Raw genomic sequence first — 25,282 nt, 5'->3', positions numbered from 1 at the left:
TCTGTTAAAGCTTTCTTCCTTCCTCTCTATTCCTTACCTCCGAGGATCTGTTTCACCGTCTTCTGAGGATTGAACATTTCCATGTCATCCGGAACGTTTTGACCACAGGTCACATATGCGATCGGTGCATCCGTATAAAGCTTTATGTTCAGCAGATTCCCCACTGCTTCTGTTTCATCCAACTTTGTAAAAATCAACTCAAACTTTGCGATCTTTCCGTAACAGTCTGCGATCTTCTGGAGATCCCTGTATTTTGTGGTAGCACTTAATACCAGAAATACCTGATAGTCCTCCGGTCTCTTCAGTCCACCCACCATTTCCTTCATTTTCTCCAACTGTTCCGCATTCTGGTGCGATCTCCCCGCTGTATCGATAAAAATATAATCACAGTCCCAGTAATCATCAATGGCGGTCTGCAACTCCTCCGGTGTATAGATCACGCGGAAAGGTGTCTCCAGAATATTGGCATAGGTCCGCAACTGCTCCGCTGCCGCAATACGATAGGTATCTGCCGTAAGGAGAGCCACCTTTTTCTTGTCTTCCACACAATATTTTCCTGCCAGTTTGGCGATGGTAGTCGTCTTACCCACACCGGTAGGTCCGATGAACCATACGATTCTCGGTCCGTCCTCCGCCGGAGTGATTCCTTCGGATTTTCCGAATTTCAACACCATCTTCTGATAAATATTCGCCAGTAGATAATCAAAGGGAAGATCCGCTTTCTTTGTCTTGGAAGCATCCTCCAGAATACTGTTGACATATTTTTCATCCATCTCATTATCCAGCATTTTGTTATACAGCAGACGGATGAACTTATCCTGCTCCGGATTCTGCTCGTCCTCTTTTTCTTCCTGCTTTTCCACTGCTGCTTCCGCTTCACTGTCCAAAGCTTCTTTCTGTGCTTCCGCTGCCTTCTCCGTATTTGCATCTACCGGTCTGCTGTTTAACTGACTTTCCAAAAGCGTCTGCAGACTATCCAGCTTTTTTTCTATATTTTCCGTGCTGTTTTTCATCGATACAGTCTTCGCCGTACCTACACCTGCCCCGGAAGCTTCCGTACGATTCAGACTGTTTACCACAGATCTCTGGGGGGACTCATCCTCCAGCGCAGCGGTCACCTCGATCTGCTTCGGTGACAGAAAAGAGAACAGCCCTTTCTTTTTCACTTCACGGACATTCATGATCACCAGTCCGTTTCCCAATTCTTTTTTCGCAGCCTCTGTTGCCTCTGCTTCTGTTTTCCCGGTAAATTTCTTAATTATCATACTGTTCCTCGTTCCTGTGTCGGTTCAATGCGCTTAATATCTTAAGCTGTGACCATACCCACAGACTGCAATTCCACATTCGATTCTACTTCGTTGTAAGACACTACGACCAGATCCGGATAATAATCTTCGGTCAGCCGCTTGAAATACATTCTTACAATCGGTGATGTCATGATAATGGGGGTCTTTCCCATGTTTTCCAGCTTTTTGATCTCTTCTCCCACCGCATTGAGAATTGCTTTGCTTCTGGCGGGATCCAGATTCAGGAAAGCTCCTGTCTCTGTCTGTTTTACGCTTCCCATGACTTCCTGCTCGATCTTTGGATCCAGCGTCAGCACACTGGTAGTCTCGTGGGAAGGGAAATACTTGGTGGAGATTGCTCTCTTTAAGCTCTGTCTCACATACTCCGTCAGGATATCGGTATCCCTTGTCGTCGGTGCATAATCCGCCAGAGTCTCCAGAATCGTCAGCAGATCCCGGATGGAGATTCCCTCCCGCAACAGATTCTGCAATACTTTCTGGATCTCGCCCAGTCCCAACAACTTTGGTACCAGCTCGTCCACCAGAGAAGGATTGTTCTCTTTTACATTGTTGATAAGGTTCTGTACATCCTGTCTGGTCAGCAGCTCCGCAATGTGCTGGCGGATGATCTCCGTCAGATGCGTAGCGATGATGGAAGGGGGATCTACTACCGTGTAGCCCAGGCTCTCCGCCCGCTCTCTCTGACCTTCCGTGATCCAGATAGCCGGCAGATGGAAGGAAGGCTCGAACGTGGGGATACCCGTAATCTCCTCTTCCACATAACCGGGATTCATTGCCATATAATGGTCAAACAGGATTTCTCCCTCACTGACCTGAATACCTTTGATCTTGATGATATACTGATTCGGATTCAGCTGAATATTATCACGCAGACGGATAATAGGCACCACCGTACCAAGTTCCAGCGCAATCTGTCTTCGGATCATAACCACGCGATCCAACAGGTCACCGCCCTGGTTCACATCCGCCAGAGGAATAATACCGTAACCAAATTCCAGCTCGATGGGATCCACCTGCAACAGACTGTTGACATTTTCCGGCTGCCGGATCTCCTCCGCCGCAGCTTCCTCGCTGTCTACCTCCTGTTCGATCTGTGCCGTCTCGATCGTGCCCTCGATATTTCTTGCCACGATGATAAACACCAGTCCCAATCCCACGAACAGGATCGTGTTCAATTCTGTCACGAATCCCAGGATTGCCAGCATGGCTCCCACCAGGTACAGACCCTTGGGTACACCGAACAACTGGCTTACCAGTGTCGTACCGAAGTCAGCATCCTTGCTTCCCTTGGTCACCAGAATACCGGTGGACAGTGAGATCAACAGGGAGGGGATCTGGCTTACCAGACCGTCACCGATAGTCAGGATAGCGTATTTATTCAGAGCGCTGGTAATATCCATGCCTTGTCTCGTCATTCCCATGATGATACCACCCACAATATTGATGGTGGTGATCAGAAGACCCGCAACCGCATCTCCTTTTACATATTTTACGGCACCATCCATGGAACCGAAAAAGCTTGCCTCTTCCTGGATTTTCTCTCTTCTCTTCTTTGCTTCCGCATCTGTAATGGCTCCGGTGTTCAGATCCGCATCAATAGCCATCTGCTTACCGGGCATTGCATCCAGGGTAAATCTCGCTGTTACTTCAGATACACGCTCTGAACCTTTGTTGATGACCATAAACTGGATCAGGATCAGAATGATGAAGATAATGACACCGATGACCAGATCACCGCCACCTACGAACTCACCGAAAGTTTCTACGACATTACCTGCATTGCCGTCTCTTAGGATCAGACGGGTGGATGAGGTATTCAGCGCAATACGGAAGATCGTGGTAAACAGCAGCATCGTAGGGAAGAAGGACATATCCAGAACTTCCTTACTGAACATCGTGGCGAACAGGATCGTCAGCGCCACGGAAATATTAATTGCTAACAGAATATCCAGCAGCCAGGAGGGAATCGGCACAATAAACATGATAATGGCAGCCATGATATAAATTGCTACCGCCACATCCGCTTTTTTCATTTTCATCTGTGCCTGACCTCCTTTCTCTTTTTGTGTATTTTCATCTTTTTGCTAATGTTTCTATTTCTTCTCTATACTTCTATACTTTCCCTTGCAGATGATATACAAACGCCAGGACTTCTGCTACCGCCTGGTACAATTCCGGTGGCACCGCCTGTCCCACATCCACATTTGCATATAGCATTCTGGCAAGTGGTTTGTTTTCTACGATTTCTATCTGATGCTCTCTGGCGATCTCCTTGATCTTCGCTGCCAGATAATCCTCACCTTTTGCGATCACAATAGGGGCATCCGCCACCTCCGGATCATATTTGATTGCCACCGCATAATGGGTTGGGTTCGTGATGACCACGTCCGCCTGGGGCAGATTCTGCATCATTCTCCGTCTGGAAGCTTCCTGCATCTTCTGACGGATACGCCCCTTGATCTGCGGATCACCTTCCTGCTGCTTGTACTCTTCCTTGATCTCCTGCTTGGTCATTCGCATGTCTTTGCTGAATTTGTACTTCTGGTAGATAAAATCCGCAGCCGAAATGATCATATAGACCAGAGACACCCGGATTCCCAGATCTGTCACCGTTCCGCCGATCAATGCAATAGCCTGCATCAGATCCATATCATACAGGGAAAACAGCAGAGGCCATTTATCTTTCAGATAATTATAACATATGTAAGTGATCAATCCAATCTTCAGAATGGACTTGATCAGTTCCACCAGCGCATTGGCAGAAAAAATTCTTTTGAAGCCCGAAAGCGGGTTCAATTTACTGAACTTGGGCTGTAGCGGTTTTCCCGTAGGCTTCCAGCCCACCTGCACCACATCGCTCAAAAATGCCACCACTAATCCCAGCAAAAGGAGCGGTGCCATAATGATGATGGCCTGTAAAAGCATCTGCCGGAATGCGATTGCGGTGTCCTGCTGTGGCATATTTCCATGCCAGAAAGTCACCACCTCGGGAATTCTCTCGTAAATGACGCTGAACACATTTATAAACTGATACCCCATGTGTCCTACCCATATTTTCAATACCAGGAACACCGTCAGCAGACCCAGCCCGTTGGCAATCTCACGGCTTTTGGCAACCTGACCTTCTTTTCTGGCATCAGATAGTTTTTTCTCGGTAGCAGGCTCTGTCTTCTCTCCGCCCATCCCTTCTGCAGCGAAGAATTGCAGATCATATTCCAGGATCACATCATACCTCCGATAAAAGATACTACCATCTTTTTCATTTCCTGATAGACAAAATCGGCAGCCCCCGGAAGCATCCCGGTGGTAAGGAACATTGCCGTCAGCCCCGCCAGAACCTTCAGCTGAATACCTACTGCAAACATATTCAGCTGGGGAGACACCTTGGCCAGCACTCCCAGGATTGCATTCAGAAGCAATATCACACAAAAAATCGGCAATACAATACGAAAGCCGATCAGGATATAATCACTCATAAATTCTGTCATGGATTGTAACAGACTGTCCGCGTGAAACACCACCCCGTTCACCGGGATCAGTGTAAAGCTGTCTGCCAGTGCTCCGAAAAGATACCTGTACATTCCGGAAGCGATCAGCATCAGCATAAAAGAATACTGATACAAGACACCGGTAATGCTGGTGGTCTCTTTCGTAGCCGGATCCAGTAACGTAGCCATGGACAGGCCTGTCTCCATGTCAGCAATGGAACCGGCAAAATTCACGACTGCCATACAGATATTGGCCCCGAAACCGATCAGCAGCCCGGCAATTGCCTCTTTCATGACGATCACCGCATATTCCATCACAGTGTCAACAACTACCGCATCCGCCGGTGTCAGCGTCTCATAAAGCAGCCACGCCGTAAAAAAGCTGATGCCGATCCGGATTCTGGCCGGGGTGTCATTCATCCCGAAATAAGGCGCTATATATACAAAGCAGGATACTCTTACGAATATCAGCAGAAAATATTCAAGATCATATATTGAAAAAGAAAGATCTACCATATTTCTTCCCGTCACCTATGTACATACTGGCTGAAACTTGACCACAATTGCACCGTGTACTCCACCATCGTGTTCATCATCCAGTGACCGATAACCACCAGACACAAAAAGATGGCAACGATCTTCGGTACAAAGGTCAGTGTCTGCTCCTGAATGGAAGTCACCGTCTGGAAAATACTGATGACCAGACCAACAACCAGGGATACCAGCAACACCGGCAGGGACACCTTGATGATCACATATAACGCATTATTCGTCATTTCCGATACTGCATCTATCGTCATAGCAAAACCTCATCTTACGAATCTAATAAAATGTCTGTACCAGTTGCCCTATGATCAGTGCCCAACCGTCTGCCAGTACGAACAGCAGGATCTTGAAGGGCATGGAGATCGTCGTCGGCGGTAGCATCATCATACCCATACTCATCAGAGTGGATGCCACTACCATATCAATTACAATAAAAGGAATATAGATCATAAAGCCGATCCAGAACGCCATTCGCAGTTCGCTGATCATAAAGCTGGGAATCAGCACGGAATTCGGAATATCCTCCAGGGTTCCGTCCCACTCCTGACCCGCAATATCCATGAACAGCTCCACATCCTTCACCTGGGTCTGGGGATACATGAATTCCCGTAAGGGAGCCATGCCTTTTTCCAGAGCCTCATCCTGATCGATCGTGCCCTCCTCAAAAGGCTGGATTGCTTCCTCATTGATCCTCGTGATCGTAGGCTCCATAATGAAAAATGTCAGGATCAGTGCCAGTCCGATCAGGATCTGGTTCGGCGGTGCCGTCTGGGTATTCAGTGCAGACCTGGTAAAATGCAGCACGATGATGATCCTCGTAAAAGAGGTCATCATGATAATAATGGTCGGTGCCAGTGCGATCAGCGTCAGAGTGATCAGAATCCGAAGCGCACCGTTGATCTGTCCGTTACCGTTATTGTAGGTAATGCTGACAGTATTCGCCGTATTCAGCTGTCCTACCTCTTCCGGGGTCGTGGCTGTTCCCGCCGGATTGATCACCGTGGAAACTTCCGTATCTCCCGTCAGATGACGCTCCGATGCCTGCACCTTTACCGGTGTACAAATACACAATATGCCTACCGTGACCAGCAGGCATACCATATAGATAATCGTCTTTAATTTTATACTTGCATCAATGATCTTTCTCTTCATTCTCTTTCTTCGCCGCACGTTCCAATAATTCCCGGAACCCGGAAGTACTTTCCAATGTAGTCTTACCTTTCAGTTGTTCTGCAGGAATCTGTCCCAGGGCCGTTACGGTATCCTTGCAGACCGCAATGGCAAAATAAGACTCACCGATCCGGACCAGCTGAATGTATTTGTTATTTGCGATCCGAACGGTCTCTCTCACTTCAATATTGCCTGCCGCTCCCTGTTGTTTCTGGTATCCTGCGATCCATTTCGTTACCAATGCGGTTACCGCCAGTACTGCCACAAAGATGAACAATACTGTAATGAACTGGGCATAACTGTCTGCTTTTCCGGTAAGTATGATCATTAACCCACTACCTTTTTCACAGCTTCAATAACACGTTCTGCCTGAAAAGGTTTTACAATGAAATCTTTGGCACCGGCCTGGATAGACTCGATAACCATTGCCTGCTGGCCCATTGCAGAACACATGATAACCTTAGCACCACCGTCTAACTTCTTGATCTCCTTCAGTGCCTGGATGCCGTCCATCTCAGGCATGGTGATGTCCATCAGAACCAGATCGGGATTCACTTCCTTGAACTTCTCCACTGCCTTCATTCCGTTCTCTGCTTCTCCTGCAACATTGTAACCGTTCTTGGTCAGAATGTCCTTAATCATCATTCTCATGAACGCTGCATCATCGCAGATCAAAATATTCTTTGCCATTTAATTTTCCTCCATTTGTTTGGTCTATTCTCTGTTTTATTTAATAATTTCCGTAATACGGACGCCAAAGCTTTCTTCAATTACAACAACTTCACCCTTGGCTACAAATTTTCCGTTTACCAGAACATCGATCGGTTCTCCTGCAATACGATCCAGTTCAATGATCGTACCCGGTGAGAACTCCAGAATCTCGGAAATGGATTTCGTCGTTCTGCCAAGCTCTACGGTAACTTCCAAAGGGACATCTTTGATCAGACCAATATTTTCCTGTCCGGAAAGTCCCATGCTGTCATTTGAGAAGCTCTGGAACTGTGCAGGCTGCACATTGACATTCTGCTGCGGCATTCCCATATTGCCCATCTGGTTCATCATGCCCATGCCATTCATCTGTTGCATTCCCATGTTCCCCATCTGCTGCATTCCCATCTGAGGCATACCATTCATCCCCATCTGGTTCATGCTATTCATGTCCATGCCAGGCATCTGATTCATACCCATGCCACCCGTCTGGTTCATGCCATTCATCTGGTTCATGCCGTTCATCTGTGGCATTCCCATGTTGCCCATCTGATTCATGCCATTCATATGATTCATAGCCATGGGATCCGGTTGCTGCATATTCATCTGAGTCATATTGTTTGCGCCGGCATTCATCTGTCCTGCATTGTTCTGCGAAGCTGCTGCGGGAGCAGGTATGCTTTCCGGCTGAGTTGCTGCCTGATCGTTGCTTTCTCCCAGGCTTCCCATCTGGGTATTGATAAAGGTCTCTACCAGCTTACGGGCAAAATCGATGGGATACAACTGCATGATAGAACTGTCTACCAGATCATCGATCTGCATACGGAATGCGATTTTTACAAAGGTTCCTCCTAAAAACGGAGATATTTCCTTGCCATCCTTTACCTCTGTCAGATCAAAAAGAGAAGACTCAGGCGGGCTGATATCAATTACCGTCTGCAACAGTGTGGAAAGGGAAGTCGCTGCGGAGCCCATCATCTGGTTCATCGCCTCGGAAATTGCACTCAGATGCAGTTCTCCCAGCTCTCCATCTGTATTCGTACCGTCACCGCCCATCATCAGGTCAGTGATAACTTTTACATCATGTTCTTTTAATACCAGAATATTGGTACCGTCCAGTCCCTGGGTATACTTGATCTGAATAAATACACAGGGCTTTTCATAGGCGTCCAGCAGGTTTTTCCATGTAGCCAGCGTAACCACAGGAGTTGTAATATTTACTTTGCGGTTTACCAGTGAATATAGGGTTGTGGCAGAGGATCCCATACTGATATTGGCCACCTCGCCAATCGCATCCTTCTCTACATCCGTCAGTTCCTCTCCGTCACTGACAACCGGTGCTGCGTTCTCCGCAGCTTCATTCTCATTATTATAATTTTCAGCCGTACTGTTCTCCGGTGTCGGATCTGCTGCCGCATCACCGCCATCCGCGGTATCCGACAGATCCATACCTTGCAGCAGGGCATTTATCTCATCCTGAGATAACATCCCATCCATCGTTACTCCTCCTCTCTGATCACCGATGTGATCTGAACAGCATACGAATCTCTATCCGTACCGGGCAGTGCCGTGAACTTTTTAATATTGCCCACATACACATTCATGTCGGTATCGACTCTGGAATCCAGCCGGATACAGTCACCCACCTGCAGATTCAGGAAATCATTCACCGAAATGGTGCTCTTTCCCAGCACTGCCTTGATCGGAATATCTACTCTCCGGATCATGGACTCAATGTACTCCTCGTAGTGTTCATCGTGATTCTCCTGCATTGTGGAGAACCAGTATTTGGTGTTCAGTTTATCCATCACATCTTCCAGTGTAAAGAAAGGAAGACAGATATTTACCATTCCTTCGACATCCCCGATTTTCATATTCAGGGTAACAATAGCGATCATATCGCTGGGAGCAATTACCTGTGCGAACTGGGGATTCGTTTCCAGCCGGCTTAACACCGGTGAGATCTCAACAACGTTTTTCCAGGGTTCACGCATCAGCTGCGTAAACATGACCAAAAGCTTCTGTAAGATTGTCAGCTCTATATCGGAAAAATCTCTGCTCTTTTCCAATGGCTGGCCGCTGCCTCCCAGCATACGATCCAGCATGGCATAACATAGATTAGTTGCAATCTCTATAATAATATTGCCGTTGAGTGGTGCAAAATTAACAATTCCAAGCACCGACGGATTCGAAAGTGCGTTGGAGAACTCACTGAACGTAACCGTTTCCGAACTTGCTACCGATACCTGCACGTTCTTGCGCAGATATACCGGAAGGTTCGTAGAGATCAGTCGGCTGTAATGCTCGAATATGATCTCCAAGGTTCGTAAATGTTCTTTGGAGAATTTGGTAGGGCGGCTGAAGTCATAGTTTTTGACCTGCTTCTCGTCCTCCCCCTGGATCTGGTCTACATCCAGGTCTCCCTCAGACAACTGTTTCAGAAGATTATCAATTTCACTTTGTGAAAGTATATCACTCACAGGCCCTCACCTCCTGTCATCTTATTTTCCCGCTTCATCAGCCGAATTTCACTCCGCTGATTGCGACCTTGTAGATGAAGTCGGATTGGAATAGATCCTGAACAGACTTCAGAATCTCCTCTTTTAAGCCTTCCATATCCTCTCTGCACTCATCCTCTGTATGTGCGGAAACGGTAGCCGTGATAGCATCCTTGATCAGGTTCTCATAGCTTGCCAGCGTGTCACTGCTGCCATAGGTCTTATAATCCTTATGCTTCTTGTTGATAGACAAAGATACATCAAACATGATGTAATCCTGTTTTGCTCCTGCTTCGCTCTTCAGAGGAATTGTCATGGAGTCTGCAATATTATATACCTCTGTATCGGTAAGGGCAACATTCGTTGTTTCTTCATCCCCCGGAACGGTAAGTTCCAGATTCATGGCAGTGGTAATATTGTCTACCAGTTGTGCGGTCTTCTTATTCGTACCCACAATGCTCACAAGCATGACGCTGGTCAACACAATGTTCACCACCAGCAGTGCCAGAATCAATACTGTCATCAGATTTTTCTTCATTGGTCTTATGCTTCCTTTCCCTCTCCACACTAATATGTTGTGGATGGATTATAGATTCTGATCTCTACACGCCGGTTCTTGCTGCGCCCCTCTTCTGTGGAGTTATCAGCTACCGGTACACGGTCACCCATCCCTGCGTGTCTCAGATCAGATGGATCCAGAGAGGTAGTCTCTGTCAGATAATAGAACACGGAAAGTGCTCTGGCGCTGCTCAATTCTTCATTATCGGCAAACCTCGCACTGTGAATAGGGACATTATCTGTATGTCCTTCGATTTCTATGGTGGAATTACTTCCGTAACGTTCCAGGATCACTCCCACCTTGTCCAGAACTGCCTTAGCCTGATCCTTCAGGCTGTCACTTCCGGAATCAAACAACAGCGCTCCCTTCATAGATAGCTGCACATATTGTGCCGTAAATGACACACTGACCTGATCTGCAAGGCTGTCCTCCACCAGAGCTTCCTGTACTGTTTCAGCCAGTTCTTCGTTGCTCTCCAGATTTTTCTCATTCAGTGCCTCTTCCAAAGCTTCTGCGCTGTCATATTTCTCATAATTATCAGAATCCGTCTCACTGTCTGCGTTTCTTCCGGCATTACTGATATACTCATCCAGATCATTCAACTGGCTGACGCCGTTGCTGATCAGGATACCCTCACCGATTGCCGTGGATCCGGCATTGAAAATGCTAAAAGTGCTGTTCGACATAGCTGCTGCCATTTCGCTGTACTTGGTTGCATCTATCGAAGACATGGAAAACAACATAACAAAGAAGCACAGCAGCAAGTTCATCAGGTCACTGAATGTGGTCATCCATGCCGGGGAGCCAGCAGGTGGATCTTCTGGCTTACGTTTTGCCATTATGCTTCACCCCCTGCTTCCTCTTCACCATCTGCACTTGTTCTGTCCTTCGGAGGAAGGAATGACTTCAGTTTTTCTTCGATGACACGGGGATTTTCACCAGCCTGTATGGATAAAAGCCCCTCGATCATAACTTCCTTCTGCTGCATTTCCACAGCATTATCTGCTTTTAATTTATTGGAAACAGGCGTACAGATCCAGTTTGCCAGCAAGGATCCGTACAATGTAGTAATCAACGCCACTGCCATTGCAGGTCCCAGTGTGGACGGATCGTCCATGTGATACAACATATCTACCAGACCGATCAGGGTACCGATCATACCCCAGGCAGGGCCCATGGCCGCCAGTGTATCCCAGAAACCGATCGTCTCTTTATGTCTTCCCTCTACACTTACCAGTTCTGTCTCCATGATGGCACGTACCAGTTCGGGATCGGTACCATCGACGATCAGAAGAATTCCCTTTTTCAGGAAAGGTTCCTCCAGATCCGTTGCTGCTTCTTCCAGAGACAGCAGACCTTCCTTACGTGCCACATTGGAAAGCTCTATGATCTTGCCGATCATCTCGGAAGTATTCAGTGCCGGTGCCTTGAAGATCAGAGTAAAGGACTTCAGACCCGCTATGTAATTCTGTAAGCTCATGGACATGAGGGTACAGGAGAAAGCTCCACCGAATGTAATAATTGCAGAAGCCGGATCCAGATATTCTCCGAATCCTCCGACACCCGCAGAGCTTATGATACCAAATACCAACATGAATAACGCTAATAATATTCCTGCTAAAGATGCTATATCCACTTAAATCACCTGACATTCTGCTTTTTTATCTTGCAAAAATATCCTTTCTGTATAATATTACAAGATTTTTTATTTCTTGTCTACTTTCTTTTACAATTATTTTCTTTCCGGTGGTAAGTGTCAACACCGTATCCGGGGTCTCTTCCACCAGTTCAATCAGGTCCGGATTCACCAATACCTTGACTCCATTAATCTTCGTAACTTCTACCATGCTGTCTTCTCCTTCCCTGTTATCCGAACATTTTCTACACTTTATCCGTTTTATGCTTTTTTCTCATTTTTTCTTATAGTACTTTTTTCCCTTGATCTTTTATACACACAAAAGGGACAGGTGGAATTCCTATCCCTTTATATGTTTATTATAATTTTAACACTTTATTAACGCTTCAGGTTGGTCAGTTCTTCCAACAGAGTATCGGATACGGTAATGATACGGCTGTTGGCCTGGAAACCTCTCTGTGTGGTGATCATCTCAGTAAACTCGGAAGACAGGTCTACGTTACTCATCTCCAGCTGACCGGTGGACATGTATCCGCCGCCTGCAGTGATGTCTACGCCAATACCGTCGAACTCACCGGAGTTCAGGGTTGCAGAGTAGAGGTTGTCTCCCTCTTTCTCCAGACCGGAAGCATTGGCAAATGCTGCGGTAGCAATCTGGCCTAACAGTTTGGTCATACCGTTGTCATAGCTGGCATAGATCATGCCGTCTTTCTGAATAGACACGCCGATCATATCTCCCAGACGACGTCCGGTTCCCAGACCATCCAGGTCGCCACTTGTTGCACCGATGGTGGAAGTACCCTTGTTGTCGTAGTTGGTGCATTCGGACAGGTCGATGGTAATATTTGAAAAATTTCCGCCCAGTGGTGTGAAATCCACATTGGTTTTAAAGTCGGTAACGTTGCTGCCTACCTGTTTCAGCTTACCGGTATCCGTGTCAAATATTACCTTGACACCTTCAAAGAACCGGCCATCCATAGTCATTGGTTTATCTTTATCTGTAGTAAGAACCAGATCCCCCTGTGCAGTTGTCGTTTTTGCCATGTTTCCAAGCATGGTCTCTACGGTTACCTCTGTACCTTTGGCATCCTTTTGATAAAGTTTCAGGAACTCGTCTGTAGAACCTTCATATCCATAAGCCGCTGCAATAGCATCCAGGGTCTCCTGCTGTGCCTTTGCCGCTGCTGCGTCATTGGAAGTATCGATCAGACTTCCGTCGGCATTAAATGCTACACTCAGGTCCGCAACCACCTTTTTGTCGGCCTTGGTCTTTAACTGTTTACCATCCCACTCATAAGTATCGCCGGCAAATGTTACCGGGGTCTGAAGTGTCTGGGTAGAGTTGTCTCCAAATTTCACTTTGGAGATATCAATCTCTGCTCCGGTGGAATCCAACAGTTTCGTCAATTCCATACTGTATTCATTGCTGGCGGTTCCGCTGGACTGCTTAAAGGTGAACTTTGCAGTATAGCTGTAACCTCTTGCGTCGAAGAAGTTCAGATTTACCGTCTTACCATTGGCGCTGGTCACATCCTTATCGTTCTCATCCAGAATACCGGAAATATTTGCCTGTGTGGTAGCCTCAGGGGGATAAGTCATATTTGCTGCACTCATAATACGCAGTGCGGTTACGGTATCCTGCTTGATGTTACCTGTGGTCTCATCCACGCCCCATCCCATGACGTTGTAACCGGTACTGGTCATTGCCAGGTTGCCGGCGCCATCGACATAGAAAGAACCGTCTCTGGTAAAGAAGTTCTCGGAGCCGTTGCTGACTACGAAGAAATTGTCTCCGGTGATCATGATATCAAAGGGGTTGCCGGTAGACTGTGCGGAACCCTGTGTGGTAATGGCAGTGTTGATAGCTCCTGCCTTAACGCCCAGACCGATCTGCTTGGCATTGGTACCGCCGACACCAGTGGTAGCGTTGGCACCACTGGCCTTCTGTGTGGTCTGGCTCATCAGTTCACTGAAAGTCATGGAACTGGATTTGTAAGCTGTTGTGTTGACGTTGGCAATATTATTACCGATTACGTCCATTCTGGTCTGGTGTGTCTTAAGTCCTGCTACGCCAGAATACAATGATCTCATCATAGTGCTTTGTTCCTCCTGTATTGGAACCGTGCTCCCTCTCTGTCATTCAAGGGAGCATGACCTCCATCCCTGGTCCGGTCTACATAATAACGGCTCCGTTAATATTTGTAAATACGTTTTCTTCGGTTTCTCTGCTGTTCATGGCAGTCACCACGGTCTTATTGGGTACATTCACAATAAAGGCCAAGTCATCCACGATCACCAGAGAATCCCTGATTCCCTTCTGTCCCGCTTTTCTTGCTCCGTCATTCAAGCGTTCCAGCTGTGCGTCTGTCAGCTCAATGCCTCTGTTTTCCAGCCGTACGGCGGCATGCTTGGAGAATTTCAGATCCTGCGTTCCGGAAACATTCTGTTCCTGGCTTTTGTTCTGTAGGATCTCCTGGAAAGATACCAGATTTTCCTGTGCTGCTTTTACGGTCTTGCGGCTGCTGTTTAAGTACTGATTTGCCAACTGGTCAATGGACAGAAAACTGTTGTTCTGAATATCCATATCCATCTGCCCCTCTGCGTCAGCTGCTTACTGCATTATACGCTCTCTGTGCTGTCAGTTTCTTCTGACTCATCCTTGCTCTCGGTATCCTTCTTTTCTTCTGCTTCTTCGGCAGCTTTGCGGATCTCCTTGAGACGTTCAATGTACTTATTCAAGCTGTTCACGGTATCTTTTGCCAGGAAGGATTTCTCGTAATCAGTCATATCGTTGTATTCCTTCTCCAGATCATCAATGGTCTTGCCATCACTGGAATCAATGCCGTTTACATTAGGAAGCTTGTTCAGCTTTACGGTAAAGTTGTAAGCCTTGTTGTACGCATTCAGATAATCCGTATCCACTACGGAATCCAGATCATCAATGGAGTACTTCTTCTCATTGATGTAGAGGTATGCTTTGTTGTTCTCATAGGACACATAATCTACTCTGCCCTGTACCAGCTTGGTCTCTCCGGAGGATGTAGTGGTCTTGATGTAGACCTCCTTGCCTACCAGTGAGCTTGCTCTCTGTAAGTCCATGCTGCTGGACATATTCTGCATCTGCTCTACCTGTGAGAACTGTGCGTACTGGGATATGTACTCGGTGTTGGATGTGGGTTCCAGAGGATCCTGATACTTCATCTGCGCTACTAGGAGCTGTAAAAATGCTTCCTTGTCCATCCCGCTTTTGCTTGATTTTGTGGATTTTTTTACAGAAGCCTGTGATGCAGTCTCTACGATCTTACCGTTTTCCACGGGTGCAACCAATGCCATTTCCTTTTTCTCCTTTCGTTATTTATTATGCGGTAAAATCCACCGTATTGCCGTTCGCCGACATCATATCTGCTGCGATCCGGTCTTCTTCGGTCTGAGGCTCTTCTTCTGCAAATGCTGCGTTCAGATTGATCCTGCGGGTACGCTTTCTACCTGCACCCGTTTCATTTGCCGTATTACTGTTATTGCCTCTTCCCTGCTCCAGATTCTGTTCGAACTGGTGGGTCTGAACGGTAACTTCAATAGCTTCTACCTTGACACCCTGCTCTGCAAAGTTTTCCTTCAGCTGTACCATCTGACTTTCCAGTGCTGCCTTGACTGTTTCATTCTGTGCAATGAAATTGGCCGTAACCACACCGTTTCTGGATGCCATCTGTATGTGCAGTGTTCCCAGGCTCTGAGGGTGCAGCTGCATTTCCAGTTCGGAGTTGTCTGCCCTGACGGACACCTTCATGTAATCCATGATCTGACGCATAATGTCCTGCGTATCTGCGGTTCTTGCTTCCTCTGTCTGTGCCGTCTGCTGTAACTGTGCCAGGAAATTGTCTTCCTTCAGATTCTGTAATAACAGATTGCCATGCTGTCCACCGTCGTTGTGTTCCTGTCTGCTGCCGGAATCTTCGGTCTTGTTCTCCTGTGCGTTCTGTACGGGAACTTTTTCCCCGCTGTCAGGTACCTGTGTCACGGTTGCTTCTGTGGTATCCACAGTAGATTCTTCCGTAGTAACGGCCACATCCTCTGTTTTATCTGTTTCCACGGTGATCACCGGTTCCGCCACAGTTTCCTGTGTGATCTGTGTTACCGCTTCCTGCCATTTTTCAGGAGATAGCTGTAACTCTTCCTGCGCCTGCCCTGTCAGTTCCTTCTGCAGATCCATAATTCCTTTTACATCATTGTACAGATTCTCATCCGTCAGTAATGCGAACGAATCCTGTGCTCCGCTGACTGCCATCAGCAATTCATTCAGTTTCCCGGGATCTGTCAGATCCACTTCTGTCATTCCCAGATCTTCCATGGTGGCCTGCAGTTCTTCTTCACTGACGGAAAATGTATCCGTGATCTGTTGGATCAGGTTCTGTACCACCGTTCCCACAACTTCCTGAACTTTCTCCAGATCCTTTGCATCCAGGCTGTCATCTTCCATCGTCTTGTTTCCATCAGAGACATCCGCTACATTGTCGCGTTGTCTGCCGCCGGCTCTCAAAGATTCACCACGTCTGACATCGTTCCGTCCCGCCTGGGTGCGGTCCCCGTCGGCTGCATTAGTTGTCTGGGCATTGCTCTGGGTCTTATTCCATACCGCCTGGAAGCTGGTTCCCGCATTCTGCTTCGCTGCTGTGACCATATCCGGTATCTGCACATTGCCGCTGTTACCGACACCTTTAATTGTCGTTCCTGCCATAACTCCTCCTTTCCCAGGCCCCTTTTACCACCTTATGACGGTCTATGACCTGTAATTATACTACAAATCATGTATCGGATCTTTTCTGCTTTTTCTTAAGATTCCGGATCCATAATTTTAGTAATCTTTGCCGCTACTTCTGAATTCATAGCTCCCAGGATGGCACCTCTGTCATCCGCACTCATGACCTTCAGAATTCTGGCTGCCAGATCCAGATTGTTCGTCATCTGTTCAAAAATTGCCGCTGCCTGCTTCGGCTTCATGGCTGAATAAGCGGCCGCATAATCCTGCACTTCCTGACTCTCCTGCAGCTGAGTCACTACCTGTTTGTAAATATATTCCGCAGTGGCCGGATCCATGGACTCATAATATTTCTTATATTCTTCCGCTCCGGGTCCCTTATCGGAATAAACGACCTCGTCATAGAATTCCTTCTGAATCCGTTGGAATTCCACCTGCTGATTTTCGAATTCCTTCAGCCTGAGAACTTCGGCTTTCAGCTGATCCAGTTCTTCGTCCTTGGCGGAAGATGCATTCTGTATCTGCTCCAGCTGTAGTTCCAGACTCTTGATCTGATCCACCGCATCCTGTAAGCTGGTATAGCCGCCGTAAGCACCGGAATTCGTTGTCTCAGTCACAGAGTTGCCGGGAAGAATCCGGTTAAGTACCGGAACATCCTTTAAGATCGGTGTTACTACCGAGCTTCCGAAGCCGCCGATATCCAGCTTGATGATTACACAGATCACAGCAAGCCACAATGCCACGATCAAGATCGTGGCCCCGAAGGTCAAAAGGCTGTTCCCCTCATTCCCGTCCTCCAGTTCATCTTCCTGTTTGGCAATTTCCCTTGCCCGGCGCTTTGCTTCTTTTCGCTGGGCCTGCTGTTCTTTCTTTAAATTTTTTTTCTCTTCCACCAGCTGTTTTCTCTCGTTATCCGCTGCGTTTTCTTCCGGAGTTTTTTCTCTTGCCATACTAAACCTCATGCCTTTCCATCACCTGCCGGCTTTTCGCCCCGCATCCCCGTTCTAGCGGTTCTTCTGTCCGTAGGTGTAACTGGTCAGTTCATCAATTGCTTTACTTTCCGCATGGTTTTCTTCCTGCAGAAAAGCCTCAAATGCCTTCTCCCGCAGTGTCTCATGCATCTTTCTTTCCTTCATGGCCTCTGCCATCCGTTCTCTGGCAGCCTCCACATTTTCCTTTGCTCTTTCCACCCGGATTGCCTGCGTTGCCACAATGCTGTCCATTTTCAAAAGTGCTTCCTTGTTCTCTTCAATGGCCCGCAGATCCAGCTTTCCTTTTAACAGCCTCGCAGATTGCTCTTCATACTCTCTTCTGCGTTCTTTCAAGCGCTCCAGATGTTCTGTTTCCACATTCAGAGCCGCCTGCGCCGTTCCGAATTCCTGTTTCGCCTGTGTTTCCATTTTTTCTTTGATATTCAGGATGTTTTGCAGAGAATATCTGAATCTCGCCATTTATCTCACCCCTGATCTGCGAACAGCTCTTCCAGCATCTGTACGGTCTCTTCAAAGGTAAATTTTTCATCCGTACCCTGGCATAGGAAGCCGTTCACAGCATCGATTCTGGAGATTGCATAATCAATATTCGGGTTGCTGCCCTTTTTGTATGCACCGATATTGATCAGATCCTCCGCCTCATTATAGGTTGCCAGTACATTTTTCAGCTTGTTGGCTGCCTGTTTGTGTTCCCTGGTGGCGATCTGGCTCATGCATCGGGAAATGCTCTGCAAAATATCGATAGCCGGGTAATGGTTCTTATGTCCCAGCTTTCTGTCCAACATAATATGACCGTCCAGAATGCTTCGGGCGGTATCTGTAATGGGCTCGTTAAAATCATCGCCGTCTACCAGAACTGTATACAATCCGGTAATAGAGCCTACTGCGGCTCTTCCGGCTCTCTCTAACAGCTTCGGCATCTCCGAGTACACACTGGGAGGATATCCTCTGGTCACCGGCGGTTCTCCGCTGGCCAGTCCAATCTCCCGCTGGGCCATGGAAAAACGGGTCAGGGAGTCCATCATCAGCAGGACATCCTTGCCCTGATCTCTGAAATATTCCGCGATAGCGGTAGCTGTCTTGGCCGCCTTGTTACGCTCCAGAGCCGGCCGGTCGGAGGTTGCCACAACCACAACAGATCTGCGCATACCTTCTTCACCCAGATCTCTCTCAATAAATTCCCGTACCTCTCTGCCTCGCTCGCCGATCAGTGCTATGACATTGATATCCGCTTTGGTATTGCGGGCGAACATACCCATCAGGGTGGATTTGCCCACACCAGAGCCGGCAAAGATACCAATTCTCTGACCTTTTCCTACCGTGATCATGCCGTCTACCGCCTTGACTCCCAACGGCAGTACCTGATCGATAATAGTTCTGGACATAGGATCGGGTGGTGCTGCCTCTACCGGATAGGCGGCTCCATTGATCATTTCGCCGTCAATAGGCACGCCCAGTCCGTTCACCGTCTTGCCCAGCAGTTTGTCGTTTACCGTGACCTTCAGGGGATCTCCGGTATTTTCCACCACACATCCCAATCCGATACCATCTACGGAATCATAGGGCATAAGCAGTGTCTTCTTGTCACGGAAGCCTACCACTTCTGCCATGATGGGCCTTGCCCCTTCCGCATCCGGAAGGATCCGGCACAGATCCCCCAGTTTGGAATCCGGTCCGGCGGACTCTATGGTCAGACCTACCACATTGACCACTTTCCCCAGCTTACGGTAAAAGCTCTTTTCTGCCATTTTATTATATTTTTCAAAATCAATGTTCTTAATGACCATTTATCAGCCTTCGTAGGATAATAATTTTAGTTTCTGACGCAGTTCCGACAGTTGAGTCCCCAGTCCACAATCAAAAATGCCGCTTTCGGTCTCGATCATGCACTCACCTTTGCCCAGGGTCATGTCCTCAACGATCTCCACCGTACTGTTCGGTGCAGTTGCCCCTGCCATGATCTGCTTTTTCTGCATGCTGACATAGGGATAATCTTCTTTGGAAACATGTACGAGAAAGCTCCGGTTGTCCTCTGTTTTTCTCATGGTAGCAGAAATCAGATAGCAGAGCACTTCTCTGTAAGAATGCAGATCCACATCAAAAATATGCTCGTAAATACCCGTAATGGTATCTACGAACTGGGGCTCCAGTTCATCCATTCTCTTCTGATATTCCGCATCCAGTCCGGCAGCTTTTTTCTGATATTCCGCTGCTCTCTGGGCCTCTGCGCGTTCAGCCTCCGCTTTCGCTTCCTGCTGTCCCTGCCTTCTGGCCTGCTCCAGTGCGTCTGCTTTCTGTGCTTCTGCCTGTGCTCTGGCATCCGCCAGAATGCTCTCAGCCTTTGCTTTGGCATCCTCTATGATCTTCTGAGCCTCTGCTTCGGCTTCCTCTTTTAATTTCTGCAGGTCTTCTCCGGCCTTGATCACATTGCCGGAAGTCTGCGGATTTTCTTCGCCATCCCCGGTGTCCGTCACCAGTGCCTCTACTTTATCTGCCGCCAGTCCGGAGATAAATCCGGTTCCTTCGTCCTGCTGCATTTTGGCAGCCAGTTCCCGGATCCTTTTCGCTACCAGATCGTTGGTATTGATCACCCGGGCATCTTCTTCCACAAGCTGTGTAAATCCCCGTTTTAAAAGATTACTAGACAACGATCTCGTCACCTCCACCTCTGGAAATGATGATCTCTCCGGAATCCTCCAGCTTACGGATAATATTGACGATCTTCTGCTGTGCTTCTTCTACATCCTTCATACGAACAGGACCCATGAATTCCATATCTTCCTTGATCATAACAACCAGACGTTTGGACAGGTTGTTGAAGATAGCATTCTGTACCTGCTCGTTGGCACCCTTCAGTGCCACTGCCAGATCGTTGTTGTCCACGTCACGCAGCACACGCTGAATTGCCTTGTCGTCCAGGAGCAATATGTCCTCGAAAACGAACATCTTTTTTCGGATCTCGTCTGCCAGTTCGGGCTCTTCGATCTCCAGAGTCTCCATGATATGTTTCTCGGTACCACGGTCTACAGTATTCAGGATATCCACCACTGCATCCACACCACCGATAATGGTGTAGTCCTGATTCACCAGACTTGCCAGCTTGGACTCCAGTACTTTTTCCACTTCCTTGATGACATCCGGACTGGTACGATCCATGACTGCAATACGTCTGGCTACCTCTGCCTGGCTGTCGGGTGGCAATGCGGAAATGATCAACGCCGCCTGGCTGGGTGACAGATAAGACAGAATCAGAGCAATGGTCTGCGGATGCTCGTCCTGAATGAAGTTGATCAGCTGGCTGGCATCCGTCTTACGCACAAACTCGAAGGGCTTTACCTGTAAAGATGCAGTCAGCTTGCCGATGACATCCATAGCCTTGTCGGAACCCAGTGCCTTTTCCAGCAGTTCCTTTGCGTAGTTGATACCACCCTCGGCAATATACTGCTGTGCCAGACACACTTCGTAAAATTCGTTGATCACTTCTTCTTTGACCTGAGGAGTCACACTTCTGGTATTGGCGATTTCCAGGGTCAGTTCTTCGATTTCTTCTTCTTTTAAGTGTTTAAAAATTCCGGCGGATCTCTCCGGTCCCAGAGAGATCAGGAGGATTGCAGCTTTCTGCAGTCCCGATATTCCACCTTCTGCTTTTGTCCTTGCCATAGTTACTCCGTTTCTTAGTTCCAGTCCTCGTTCAGCCAGTTACGCAACAATGCCGCTGCGGATTCCGGATTCTCATCTACGAATTTTTCAATCATCTTACGTGTCTCAGACTTAGATTCCACATCAATATCTTCCAGCTCTGCTTCAGGGGTAGACTGCAGCATATTCTCCACAGATACCTCTTCCTCCTGCTGTACCGCCTGTCTGGTACGCATGCTGTGCAATATCACAAATGCCAACAGTCCCAGGATCAACAGCAGCATAAGCACGCTCAACACATTCTGTGCCGTAACCGGGCTGCTTTCCTTATCGTAAAAAATAGGACTTTCGTAAGCAATAATCGTAATATTACTCTCATTGATACCGGTGGCATTGGCTACCAGGCTGTACATATCCTGATCAACTGTCATCTTGGTATCTGCGCTGTTCTGGGATTTGTATTCATCCCAGGTAGTGCCATCCAGAAGCCCCTGTCGTTTTACATCCTCATAATGAATTTCTTTATAAGTAATTGCTGCAATAGATATGGAGGAATTAGTGTAGTTGATTCCTCCTGCCGGTGTCACAGTATCCTTAATAGACTCATTCGGCAGATAATCCCGGCTGGTTTCGGAAGTAGAGGAAGAACTGTTGCTGCTGTCCGGAGATACATAGGTAGTATTTCCGCTCTCCCCGTTGGAAGTTGTCCCCGGTACACCGCCGCCGTCATTGGTATTCTCGCTCTCATAAGTCTCCTCATGGGAAAGCATACCTTCATCTCTGCCAGAGTTTGCATAATACTCTTTTACGGTCTCCTTATAATCAGAGAAATCCATGCTCAGGTGGCTGGTAACGGCCGCATCATTATACTGTTTTGTTCCCAGCAGTACCTTCTTGACCTGATTGGCGATCATGGATTCCGCCTGATTCTGCAGCTCCTGCATAGAATTAGCGATTCCTGCGGTAGAATAATCATCTCCACCTGCAAACAGCAGGTTGGAATCTGTATCCATAATAGTGATATTCGCCGTAGTATCGTTGCGCAGCCAGGTAGCCACACATTTTGCCAGTGCCGCAGCATTGGCGGAGGTAAAGGTGCCGTCCAGTTCCAGTTGGATGAAGGCAGACGCCTCTTCCTTCTGTGCTGCCAGAGTTCCGTTATCTTTCGGAAAACTCAGATGTACCTTGGCGGATTTTACTGCGCTCTGTGCTTCTATCGTCTGTGTTATGTATTTTTCCAGATAGGAATTGTAAAGTCTCTCTTTGTCAGTGGCGGTCGTAGACATACTACCGCCCAGATAATCATTCAAATCTAACGCATCCGGTACATATCCTGCGGAACCCAGTGCCAGGTTTGCCGCACTCTGTTGGCTGCTCTCTACATCGATCTTCAGTCCGTCATTGGATTCTTTATGTGCAATTCCCGCACTGTCCAGAGTATCTATGATCTCCGAAGCCTGTGATGTTGTCTCACAGGTGATCAGCCGTACATACTGGGGCTTACTCATAACGTACATGATGATTGCAAATGCAAATATCACAACCGCCGCCGCTCCAACGATGATGCTCTTCTGCCTGGTGGTGAATTTGTTCCACCATTCCAGTATTTTTGCAGGTATTTCTTTTAATTTGTCTGCCATTGCAGCTCTCTCCTCTTACGTCAAGAATAAAAATACTTCTTTAGATCTGGATCTGCATCAGTTCCTTGTATGCTTCCATCACCTTATCGCGGATGGCTACGGTATACTGCAATGCAGTCGAAGCCTTCTCCATAGCAATAGTAAGGTCGTGGGTATTGTCGGTCTCACCCAATGCAAATCGTATCTTCTCATTCTCGGCATCCGAGAGATAACTGTTGGTGATCTTCACATTGTCGATTGCTGTATTCAGAAAAGTTTCGAACATAGTGCCTTCTGCCTTTTTCTCCTTCTCCGCCAGCATTCCGGTCAGGGAAGCGGGAGATACTGTGGCAGTACCGTTTACACTGTTCAAAGCTGTAATTGCTGAAATATCCATTTTAATAAACCATGTCCTTCCTCACATATATTCCGGCGCCGCTATCCGGAGCCCGGTAATAAAGACCCGTCAGCTTACTGACCGATCTCCAGTCCTTTTAATGCCATGGACTTGCTGGCGCCAAATGCCGTGGAATTGGCTTCATAGGATCTGCTGGCATCGATCAGATCCGTCATTTCCTGAACAATATTTACATTCGGATATGTCACATAGCCGTTCTCATCCGCATCGGGATGGGAAGGATCGTATACCATATTCATCTCCGTAGTAGTATCTTCAAAGATCTGGCTTACCTTCACGCCGCTGCCGGTATAGCTACTGCTCACGTTGTGCAGCACCTGACTGAAAGTCTGCTGCTGCCCCTTCTGCTGAAAGGTAACGATCTTACGGCGGTAAGGGGTACCATCCTCGGTTCTTGTAGTATTGGCATTGGCAACGTTTTCGGAGATCACGTCCATACGCAGTCTCTGGGCGGTAAGTCCCGATGCCGTAACATCAAATGCTGAAAACATACTCATACACTAACTCCTCATTTCATCACTGTCTTTAGATTGGTAAATTCCTGATTGATACTGCTGATCAGTCCCTGATATTTCAGCTGGTTCTCCGCCAGCATTACATTTTCATTTTCAATATCCACATTATTGCCATCCAGGCGATAGGAATAATTGGCATAGTCCACATAAGCCCTGCCCCGCAGTCTGCTCAGATTCACATTGGCCACCTTATCATCCATGGACTCATATCTGTTGTTGCCAAGAGCCTGCTGCAGTACTGATTCGAAGGCCACATCCTGTCTTTTGTAGCCCGGAGTATCCACATTGGCGATATTATTGGAAATGGCTTCGTTCCGCTGCCAGGCTGCGTCCGCTGCCCGGTCCAGAACATTGATATAATCAAATGCGTTTGTCTGTATCATATTACCTCACATTCCGCGGTCTTCTGACAATAGCGCCCAAAAACCGCCTTCTACCATATACCCATTTTATTTTATTATAAAGTATTTCGACAAAAACACAATAGTAAAATAAACTCACTCAGAATAAATATAAAGAAAAGAGACTATTTTTCGCAATAGTCTCTTCTTCCTAAATTTTTCTTATTCTTGCAAATTCTTACATTTTTCATTTAATTTCTGCCGTTCTGACGCTTCAGTTCCTCGATCTCATCGAATACGGCATCATTCAAAACTTTAATATAGGTTCCTTTCATACCGGAGGAACGGGATTCAATCACACCGGCACTTTCGAACTTCCGCAGGGCATTGACGATCACAGATCTGGTGATACCGACTCTGTCAGCGATCTTGCTGGCCACCAGGATTCCCTCCATGCCGTTCAGTTCGTCGAAAATATGGGTGATGGCTTCCATCTCTGAGAAAGAAAGAGTGCTGACTGCAGATTTTACGACAGCCACCTTACGGCTCTCCTCCGCACTCTCTTCATTCACAGCCCGCAACATTTCCAGTCCCACCACTGTGGTACCATATTCGCAAAGGATAATATCATCAATATCATACTGTTCATTGCATTTGTAAATGAAGAGGGTTCCCAAACGCTCTCCGGCAATCTCGATCGGAGTGATGATCGCCTGAAATTTTCTCGTATCGGTATTTTCAAAGCCAAGAGTCTCCAGGTTGACGTTCTCTTTCGTGGATAATACGCCCAGCAGTCTCTCGTTTAACATCGGATCAATAAATCCACCGATATTGTCATCCAGCAGTTCTGTGATCGGCTCAATTCCATCGGATTTTCCTACGCCGAGGACCTTTCCTTTCCGGCTGATCACCAGTACATTGGAATTCAGAATTTCCCGCATCACCTTACAGATGTCGCTGAATACCACTTTGCTGGAGTTATTGTTGTGTAACAATTTCCCGATTTTACGTGTTTTGTCCAACAGTTGTACGCTACTCATCTATTTTCCTCCGTCTACACATACTAAGAAACTACCAGATGTTATGCACA

28 protein-coding genes are annotated in these 25,282 nt (G+C 47.4%); all 28 read right to left on the bottom strand.

Annotation, left to right across the window (positions count from 1 at the left end; genetic code table 11):
• Positions 1-26: 26 nt before the first annotated feature.
• The gene (gene flhF / locus ACLTOH_RS00985) at positions 27-1,265 is read right to left on the bottom strand and encodes a flagellar biosynthesis protein FlhF (RefSeq protein ID WP_118537279.1); all 1,239 of its coding nucleotides are present in this window, start codon (positions 1,263-1,265) and stop codon (positions 27-29) included.
• 41 nt (positions 1,266-1,306) lie between these two features.
• Complete coding sequence (gene flhA / locus ACLTOH_RS00980; protein ID WP_237963477.1) at positions 1,307-3,340, bottom strand: flagellar biosynthesis protein FlhA; 2,034 nt, start codon at positions 3,338-3,340, stop codon at positions 1,307-1,309.
• A 79-nt stretch (positions 3,341-3,419) separates the two neighbouring features.
• Positions 3,420-4,529, bottom strand: a complete 1,110-nt coding sequence (gene flhB, locus ACLTOH_RS00975) for a flagellar biosynthesis protein FlhB (RefSeq protein ID WP_227064344.1) — start codon at positions 4,527-4,529, stop codon at positions 3,420-3,422.
• Positions 4,529-5,311: a flagellar biosynthetic protein FliR gene (fliR, locus tag ACLTOH_RS00970; protein WP_118537281.1), complete on the bottom strand. Its 783-nt coding sequence runs from the start codon at positions 5,309-5,311 to the stop codon at positions 4,529-4,531. Before fliR ends, flhB begins: the two co-directional genes overlap by 1 nt.
• A gap of 11 nt (positions 5,312-5,322) precedes the next feature.
• The gene (gene fliQ / locus ACLTOH_RS00965; RefSeq protein ID WP_118537282.1) at positions 5,323-5,595 is read right to left on the bottom strand and encodes a flagellar biosynthesis protein FliQ; all 273 of its coding nucleotides are present in this window, start codon (positions 5,593-5,595) and stop codon (positions 5,323-5,325) included.
• Positions 5,596-5,617: 22 nt separating this feature from the next.
• A complete protein-coding gene (fliP, locus tag ACLTOH_RS00960; protein ID WP_243026330.1) occupies positions 5,618-6,493 on the bottom strand; it encodes a flagellar type III secretion system pore protein FliP in 876 nt (291 codons plus the stop codon).
• Positions 6,474-6,839 carry a flagellar biosynthetic protein FliO gene (locus tag ACLTOH_RS00955; RefSeq protein WP_022313072.1) on the bottom strand — a complete coding sequence of 122 codons (366 nt, stop codon included), beginning with the start codon at positions 6,837-6,839 and terminating at the stop codon, positions 6,474-6,476. The genes fliP and ACLTOH_RS00955 overlap by 20 nt, the downstream gene beginning before the upstream one ends.
• Entirely contained in the window at positions 6,839-7,201 is a 363-nt protein-coding gene (locus ACLTOH_RS00950) for a response regulator (protein WP_022313073.1), read from the bottom strand. The genes ACLTOH_RS00955 and ACLTOH_RS00950 overlap by 1 nt, the downstream gene beginning before the upstream one ends.
• Before the next feature lie 36 nt (positions 7,202-7,237).
• On the bottom strand, positions 7,238-8,716 hold the full coding sequence (fliY, locus tag ACLTOH_RS00945) for a flagellar motor switch phosphatase FliY (protein WP_412223118.1): 1,479 nt from the start codon (positions 8,714-8,716) through the stop codon (positions 7,238-7,240).
• 2 nt (positions 8,717-8,718) lie between these two features.
• Positions 8,719-9,699 (bottom strand): flagellar motor switch protein FliM, encoded by a 981-nt coding sequence (fliM, locus tag ACLTOH_RS00940; RefSeq protein ID WP_118537284.1) that lies wholly within the window; start codon positions 9,697-9,699, stop codon positions 8,719-8,721.
• A gap of 37 nt (positions 9,700-9,736) precedes the next feature.
• Complete coding sequence (locus tag ACLTOH_RS00935) at positions 9,737-10,255, bottom strand: flagellar basal body-associated FliL family protein (RefSeq protein ID WP_022313076.1); 519 nt, start codon at positions 10,253-10,255, stop codon at positions 9,737-9,739.
• A 29-nt stretch (positions 10,256-10,284) separates the two neighbouring features.
• Complete coding sequence (locus ACLTOH_RS00930) at positions 10,285-11,115, bottom strand: flagellar motor protein MotB (protein ID WP_118502502.1); 831 nt, start codon at positions 11,113-11,115, stop codon at positions 10,285-10,287.
• Complete coding sequence (locus ACLTOH_RS00925) at positions 11,115-11,912, bottom strand: motility protein A (RefSeq protein WP_182439131.1); 798 nt, start codon at positions 11,910-11,912, stop codon at positions 11,115-11,117. The genes ACLTOH_RS00930 and ACLTOH_RS00925 overlap by 1 nt, the downstream gene beginning before the upstream one ends.
• A gap of 25 nt (positions 11,913-11,937) precedes the next feature.
• Complete coding sequence (locus ACLTOH_RS00920) at positions 11,938-12,123, bottom strand: flagellar FlbD family protein (protein WP_412223116.1); 186 nt, start codon at positions 12,121-12,123, stop codon at positions 11,938-11,940.
• A gap of 167 nt (positions 12,124-12,290) precedes the next feature.
• Entirely contained in the window at positions 12,291-14,006 is a 1,716-nt protein-coding gene (locus ACLTOH_RS00915) for a flagellar hook protein FlgE (protein WP_412223115.1), read from the bottom strand.
• A 79-nt stretch (positions 14,007-14,085) separates the two neighbouring features.
• Complete coding sequence (locus tag ACLTOH_RS00910; protein ID WP_118537359.1) at positions 14,086-14,496, bottom strand: TIGR02530 family flagellar biosynthesis protein; 411 nt, start codon at positions 14,494-14,496, stop codon at positions 14,086-14,088.
• A 35-nt stretch (positions 14,497-14,531) separates the two neighbouring features.
• Positions 14,532-15,245: a flagellar hook assembly protein FlgD gene (locus ACLTOH_RS00905; RefSeq protein ID WP_337630217.1), complete on the bottom strand. Its 714-nt coding sequence runs from the start codon at positions 15,243-15,245 to the stop codon at positions 14,532-14,534.
• Between the two features lie 25 nt (positions 15,246-15,270).
• The gene (locus tag ACLTOH_RS00900; RefSeq protein WP_412223114.1) at positions 15,271-16,647 is read right to left on the bottom strand and encodes a flagellar hook-length control protein FliK; all 1,377 of its coding nucleotides are present in this window, start codon (positions 16,645-16,647) and stop codon (positions 15,271-15,273) included.
• 95 nt (positions 16,648-16,742) lie between these two features.
• On the bottom strand, positions 16,743-17,618 hold the full coding sequence (locus tag ACLTOH_RS00895; protein WP_022311831.1) for a MotE family protein: 876 nt from the start codon (positions 17,616-17,618) through the stop codon (positions 16,743-16,745).
• A 54-nt stretch (positions 17,619-17,672) separates the two neighbouring features.
• Positions 17,673-18,119 (bottom strand): flagellar export protein FliJ, encoded by a 447-nt coding sequence (gene fliJ / locus ACLTOH_RS00890; RefSeq protein ID WP_022311832.1) that lies wholly within the window; start codon positions 18,117-18,119, stop codon positions 17,673-17,675.
• Positions 18,120-18,124: 5 nt separating this feature from the next.
• Positions 18,125-19,447: a flagellar protein export ATPase FliI gene (fliI, locus tag ACLTOH_RS00885; RefSeq protein ID WP_022311833.1), complete on the bottom strand. Its 1,323-nt coding sequence runs from the start codon at positions 19,445-19,447 to the stop codon at positions 18,125-18,127.
• Between the two features lie 3 nt (positions 19,448-19,450).
• On the bottom strand, positions 19,451-20,308 hold the full coding sequence (locus tag ACLTOH_RS00880) for a FliH/SctL family protein (RefSeq protein ID WP_118537288.1): 858 nt from the start codon (positions 20,306-20,308) through the stop codon (positions 19,451-19,453).
• Positions 20,301-21,320 (bottom strand): flagellar motor switch protein FliG, encoded by a 1,020-nt coding sequence (gene fliG, locus ACLTOH_RS00875; protein ID WP_022311835.1) that lies wholly within the window; start codon positions 21,318-21,320, stop codon positions 20,301-20,303. Before fliG ends, ACLTOH_RS00880 begins: the two co-directional genes overlap by 8 nt.
• A 14-nt stretch (positions 21,321-21,334) precedes the next feature.
• Entirely contained in the window at positions 21,335-22,939 is a 1,605-nt protein-coding gene (locus tag ACLTOH_RS00870; protein ID WP_022311836.1) for a flagellar M-ring protein FliF C-terminal domain-containing protein, read from the bottom strand.
• 40 nt (positions 22,940-22,979) lie between these two features.
• Complete coding sequence (gene fliE, locus ACLTOH_RS00865) at positions 22,980-23,315, bottom strand: flagellar hook-basal body complex protein FliE (protein WP_022311837.1); 336 nt, start codon at positions 23,313-23,315, stop codon at positions 22,980-22,982.
• Between the two features lie 74 nt (positions 23,316-23,389).
• On the bottom strand, positions 23,390-23,833 hold the full coding sequence (gene flgC / locus ACLTOH_RS00860) for a flagellar basal body rod protein FlgC (protein WP_022311838.1): 444 nt from the start codon (positions 23,831-23,833) through the stop codon (positions 23,390-23,392).
• Between the two features lie 11 nt (positions 23,834-23,844).
• On the bottom strand, positions 23,845-24,234 hold the full coding sequence (gene flgB, locus ACLTOH_RS00855) for a flagellar basal body rod protein FlgB (protein WP_022311839.1): 390 nt from the start codon (positions 24,232-24,234) through the stop codon (positions 23,845-23,847).
• A gap of 209 nt (positions 24,235-24,443) precedes the next feature.
• Entirely contained in the window at positions 24,444-25,232 is a 789-nt protein-coding gene (gene codY, locus ACLTOH_RS00850) for a GTP-sensing pleiotropic transcriptional regulator CodY (RefSeq protein ID WP_022311840.1), read from the bottom strand.
• Positions 25,233-25,282: the final 50 nt, after the last annotated feature.

Origin of the sequence: Waltera sp., from assembly GCF_046969025.1 — a bacterium.
Lineage (GTDB): Bacteria > Bacillota > Clostridia > Lachnospirales > Lachnospiraceae > Acetatifactor > Acetatifactor acetigignens.
Note: the sequence above shows the minus strand (reverse complement) of the source record. Positions and strands in the feature narration are given on the sequence as shown.

Excerpts from the sequence above, each read along its gene's own strand:
- flhF (WP_118537279.1), bottom strand. The coding sequence starts at position 1,265 with ATGATAATTAAGAAATTTACCGGGAAAACAGAAGCAGAGGCAACAGAG.
- flhA (WP_237963477.1), bottom strand. The coding sequence starts at position 3,340 with ATGAAAAAAGCGGATGTGGCGGTAGCAATTTATATCATGGCTGCCATT.
- fliR (WP_118537281.1), bottom strand. The coding sequence starts at position 5,311 with ATGGTAGATCTTTCTTTTTCAATATATGATCTTGAATATTTTCTGCTG.
- fliQ (WP_118537282.1), bottom strand. The coding sequence starts at position 5,595 with ATGACGATAGATGCAGTATCGGAAATGACGAATAATGCGTTATATGTG.
- fliP (WP_243026330.1), bottom strand. The coding sequence starts at position 6,493 with ATGAAGAGAAAGATCATTGATGCAAGTATAAAATTAAAGACGATTATC.
- ACLTOH_RS00955 (WP_022313072.1), bottom strand. The coding sequence starts at position 6,839 with ATGATCATACTTACCGGAAAAGCAGACAGTTATGCCCAGTTCATTACA.
- ACLTOH_RS00950 (WP_022313073.1), bottom strand. The coding sequence starts at position 7,201 with ATGGCAAAGAATATTTTGATCTGCGATGATGCAGCGTTCATGAGAATG.
- fliY (WP_412223118.1), bottom strand. The coding sequence starts at position 8,716 with ATGGATGGGATGTTATCTCAGGATGAGATAAATGCCCTGCTGCAAGGT.
- ACLTOH_RS00935 (WP_022313076.1), bottom strand. The coding sequence starts at position 10,255 with ATGAAGAAAAATCTGATGACAGTATTGATTCTGGCACTGCTGGTGGTG.
- ACLTOH_RS00930 (WP_118502502.1), bottom strand. The coding sequence starts at position 11,115 with ATGGCAAAACGTAAGCCAGAAGATCCACCTGCTGGCTCCCCGGCATGG.
- ACLTOH_RS00920 (WP_412223116.1), bottom strand. The coding sequence starts at position 12,123 with ATGGTAGAAGTTACGAAGATTAATGGAGTCAAGGTATTGGTGAATCCG.
- ACLTOH_RS00915 (WP_412223115.1), bottom strand. The coding sequence starts at position 14,006 with ATGATGAGATCATTGTATTCTGGCGTAGCAGGACTTAAGACACACCAG.
- ACLTOH_RS00910 (WP_118537359.1), bottom strand. The coding sequence starts at position 14,496 with ATGGATATTCAGAACAACAGTTTTCTGTCCATTGACCAGTTGGCAAAT.
- ACLTOH_RS00905 (WP_337630217.1), bottom strand. The coding sequence starts at position 15,245 with ATGGCATTGGTTGCACCCGTGGAAAACGGTAAGATCGTAGAGACTGCA.
- ACLTOH_RS00900 (WP_412223114.1), bottom strand. The coding sequence starts at position 16,647 with ATGGCAGGAACGACAATTAAAGGTGTCGGTAACAGCGGCAATGTGCAG.
- ACLTOH_RS00895 (WP_022311831.1), bottom strand. The coding sequence starts at position 17,618 with ATGGCAAGAGAAAAAACTCCGGAAGAAAACGCAGCGGATAACGAGAGA.
- fliJ (WP_022311832.1), bottom strand. The coding sequence starts at position 18,119 with ATGGCGAGATTCAGATATTCTCTGCAAAACATCCTGAATATCAAAGAA.
- fliI (WP_022311833.1), bottom strand. The coding sequence starts at position 19,447 with ATGGTCATTAAGAACATTGATTTTGAAAAATATAATAAAATGGCAGAA.
- fliG (WP_022311835.1), bottom strand. The coding sequence starts at position 21,320 with ATGGCAAGGACAAAAGCAGAAGGTGGAATATCGGGACTGCAGAAAGCT.
- ACLTOH_RS00870 (WP_022311836.1), bottom strand. The coding sequence starts at position 22,939 with ATGGCAGACAAATTAAAAGAAATACCTGCAAAAATACTGGAATGGTGG.
- fliE (WP_022311837.1), bottom strand. The coding sequence starts at position 23,315 with ATGGATATTTCAGCAATTACAGCTTTGAACAGTGTAAACGGTACTGCC.
- flgC (WP_022311838.1), bottom strand. The coding sequence starts at position 23,833 with ATGAGTATGTTTTCAGCATTTGATGTTACGGCATCGGGACTTACCGCC.
- flgB (WP_022311839.1), bottom strand. The coding sequence starts at position 24,234 with ATGATACAGACAAACGCATTTGATTATATCAATGTTCTGGACCGGGCA.
- codY (WP_022311840.1), bottom strand. The coding sequence starts at position 25,232 with ATGAGTAGCGTACAACTGTTGGACAAAACACGTAAAATCGGGAAATTG.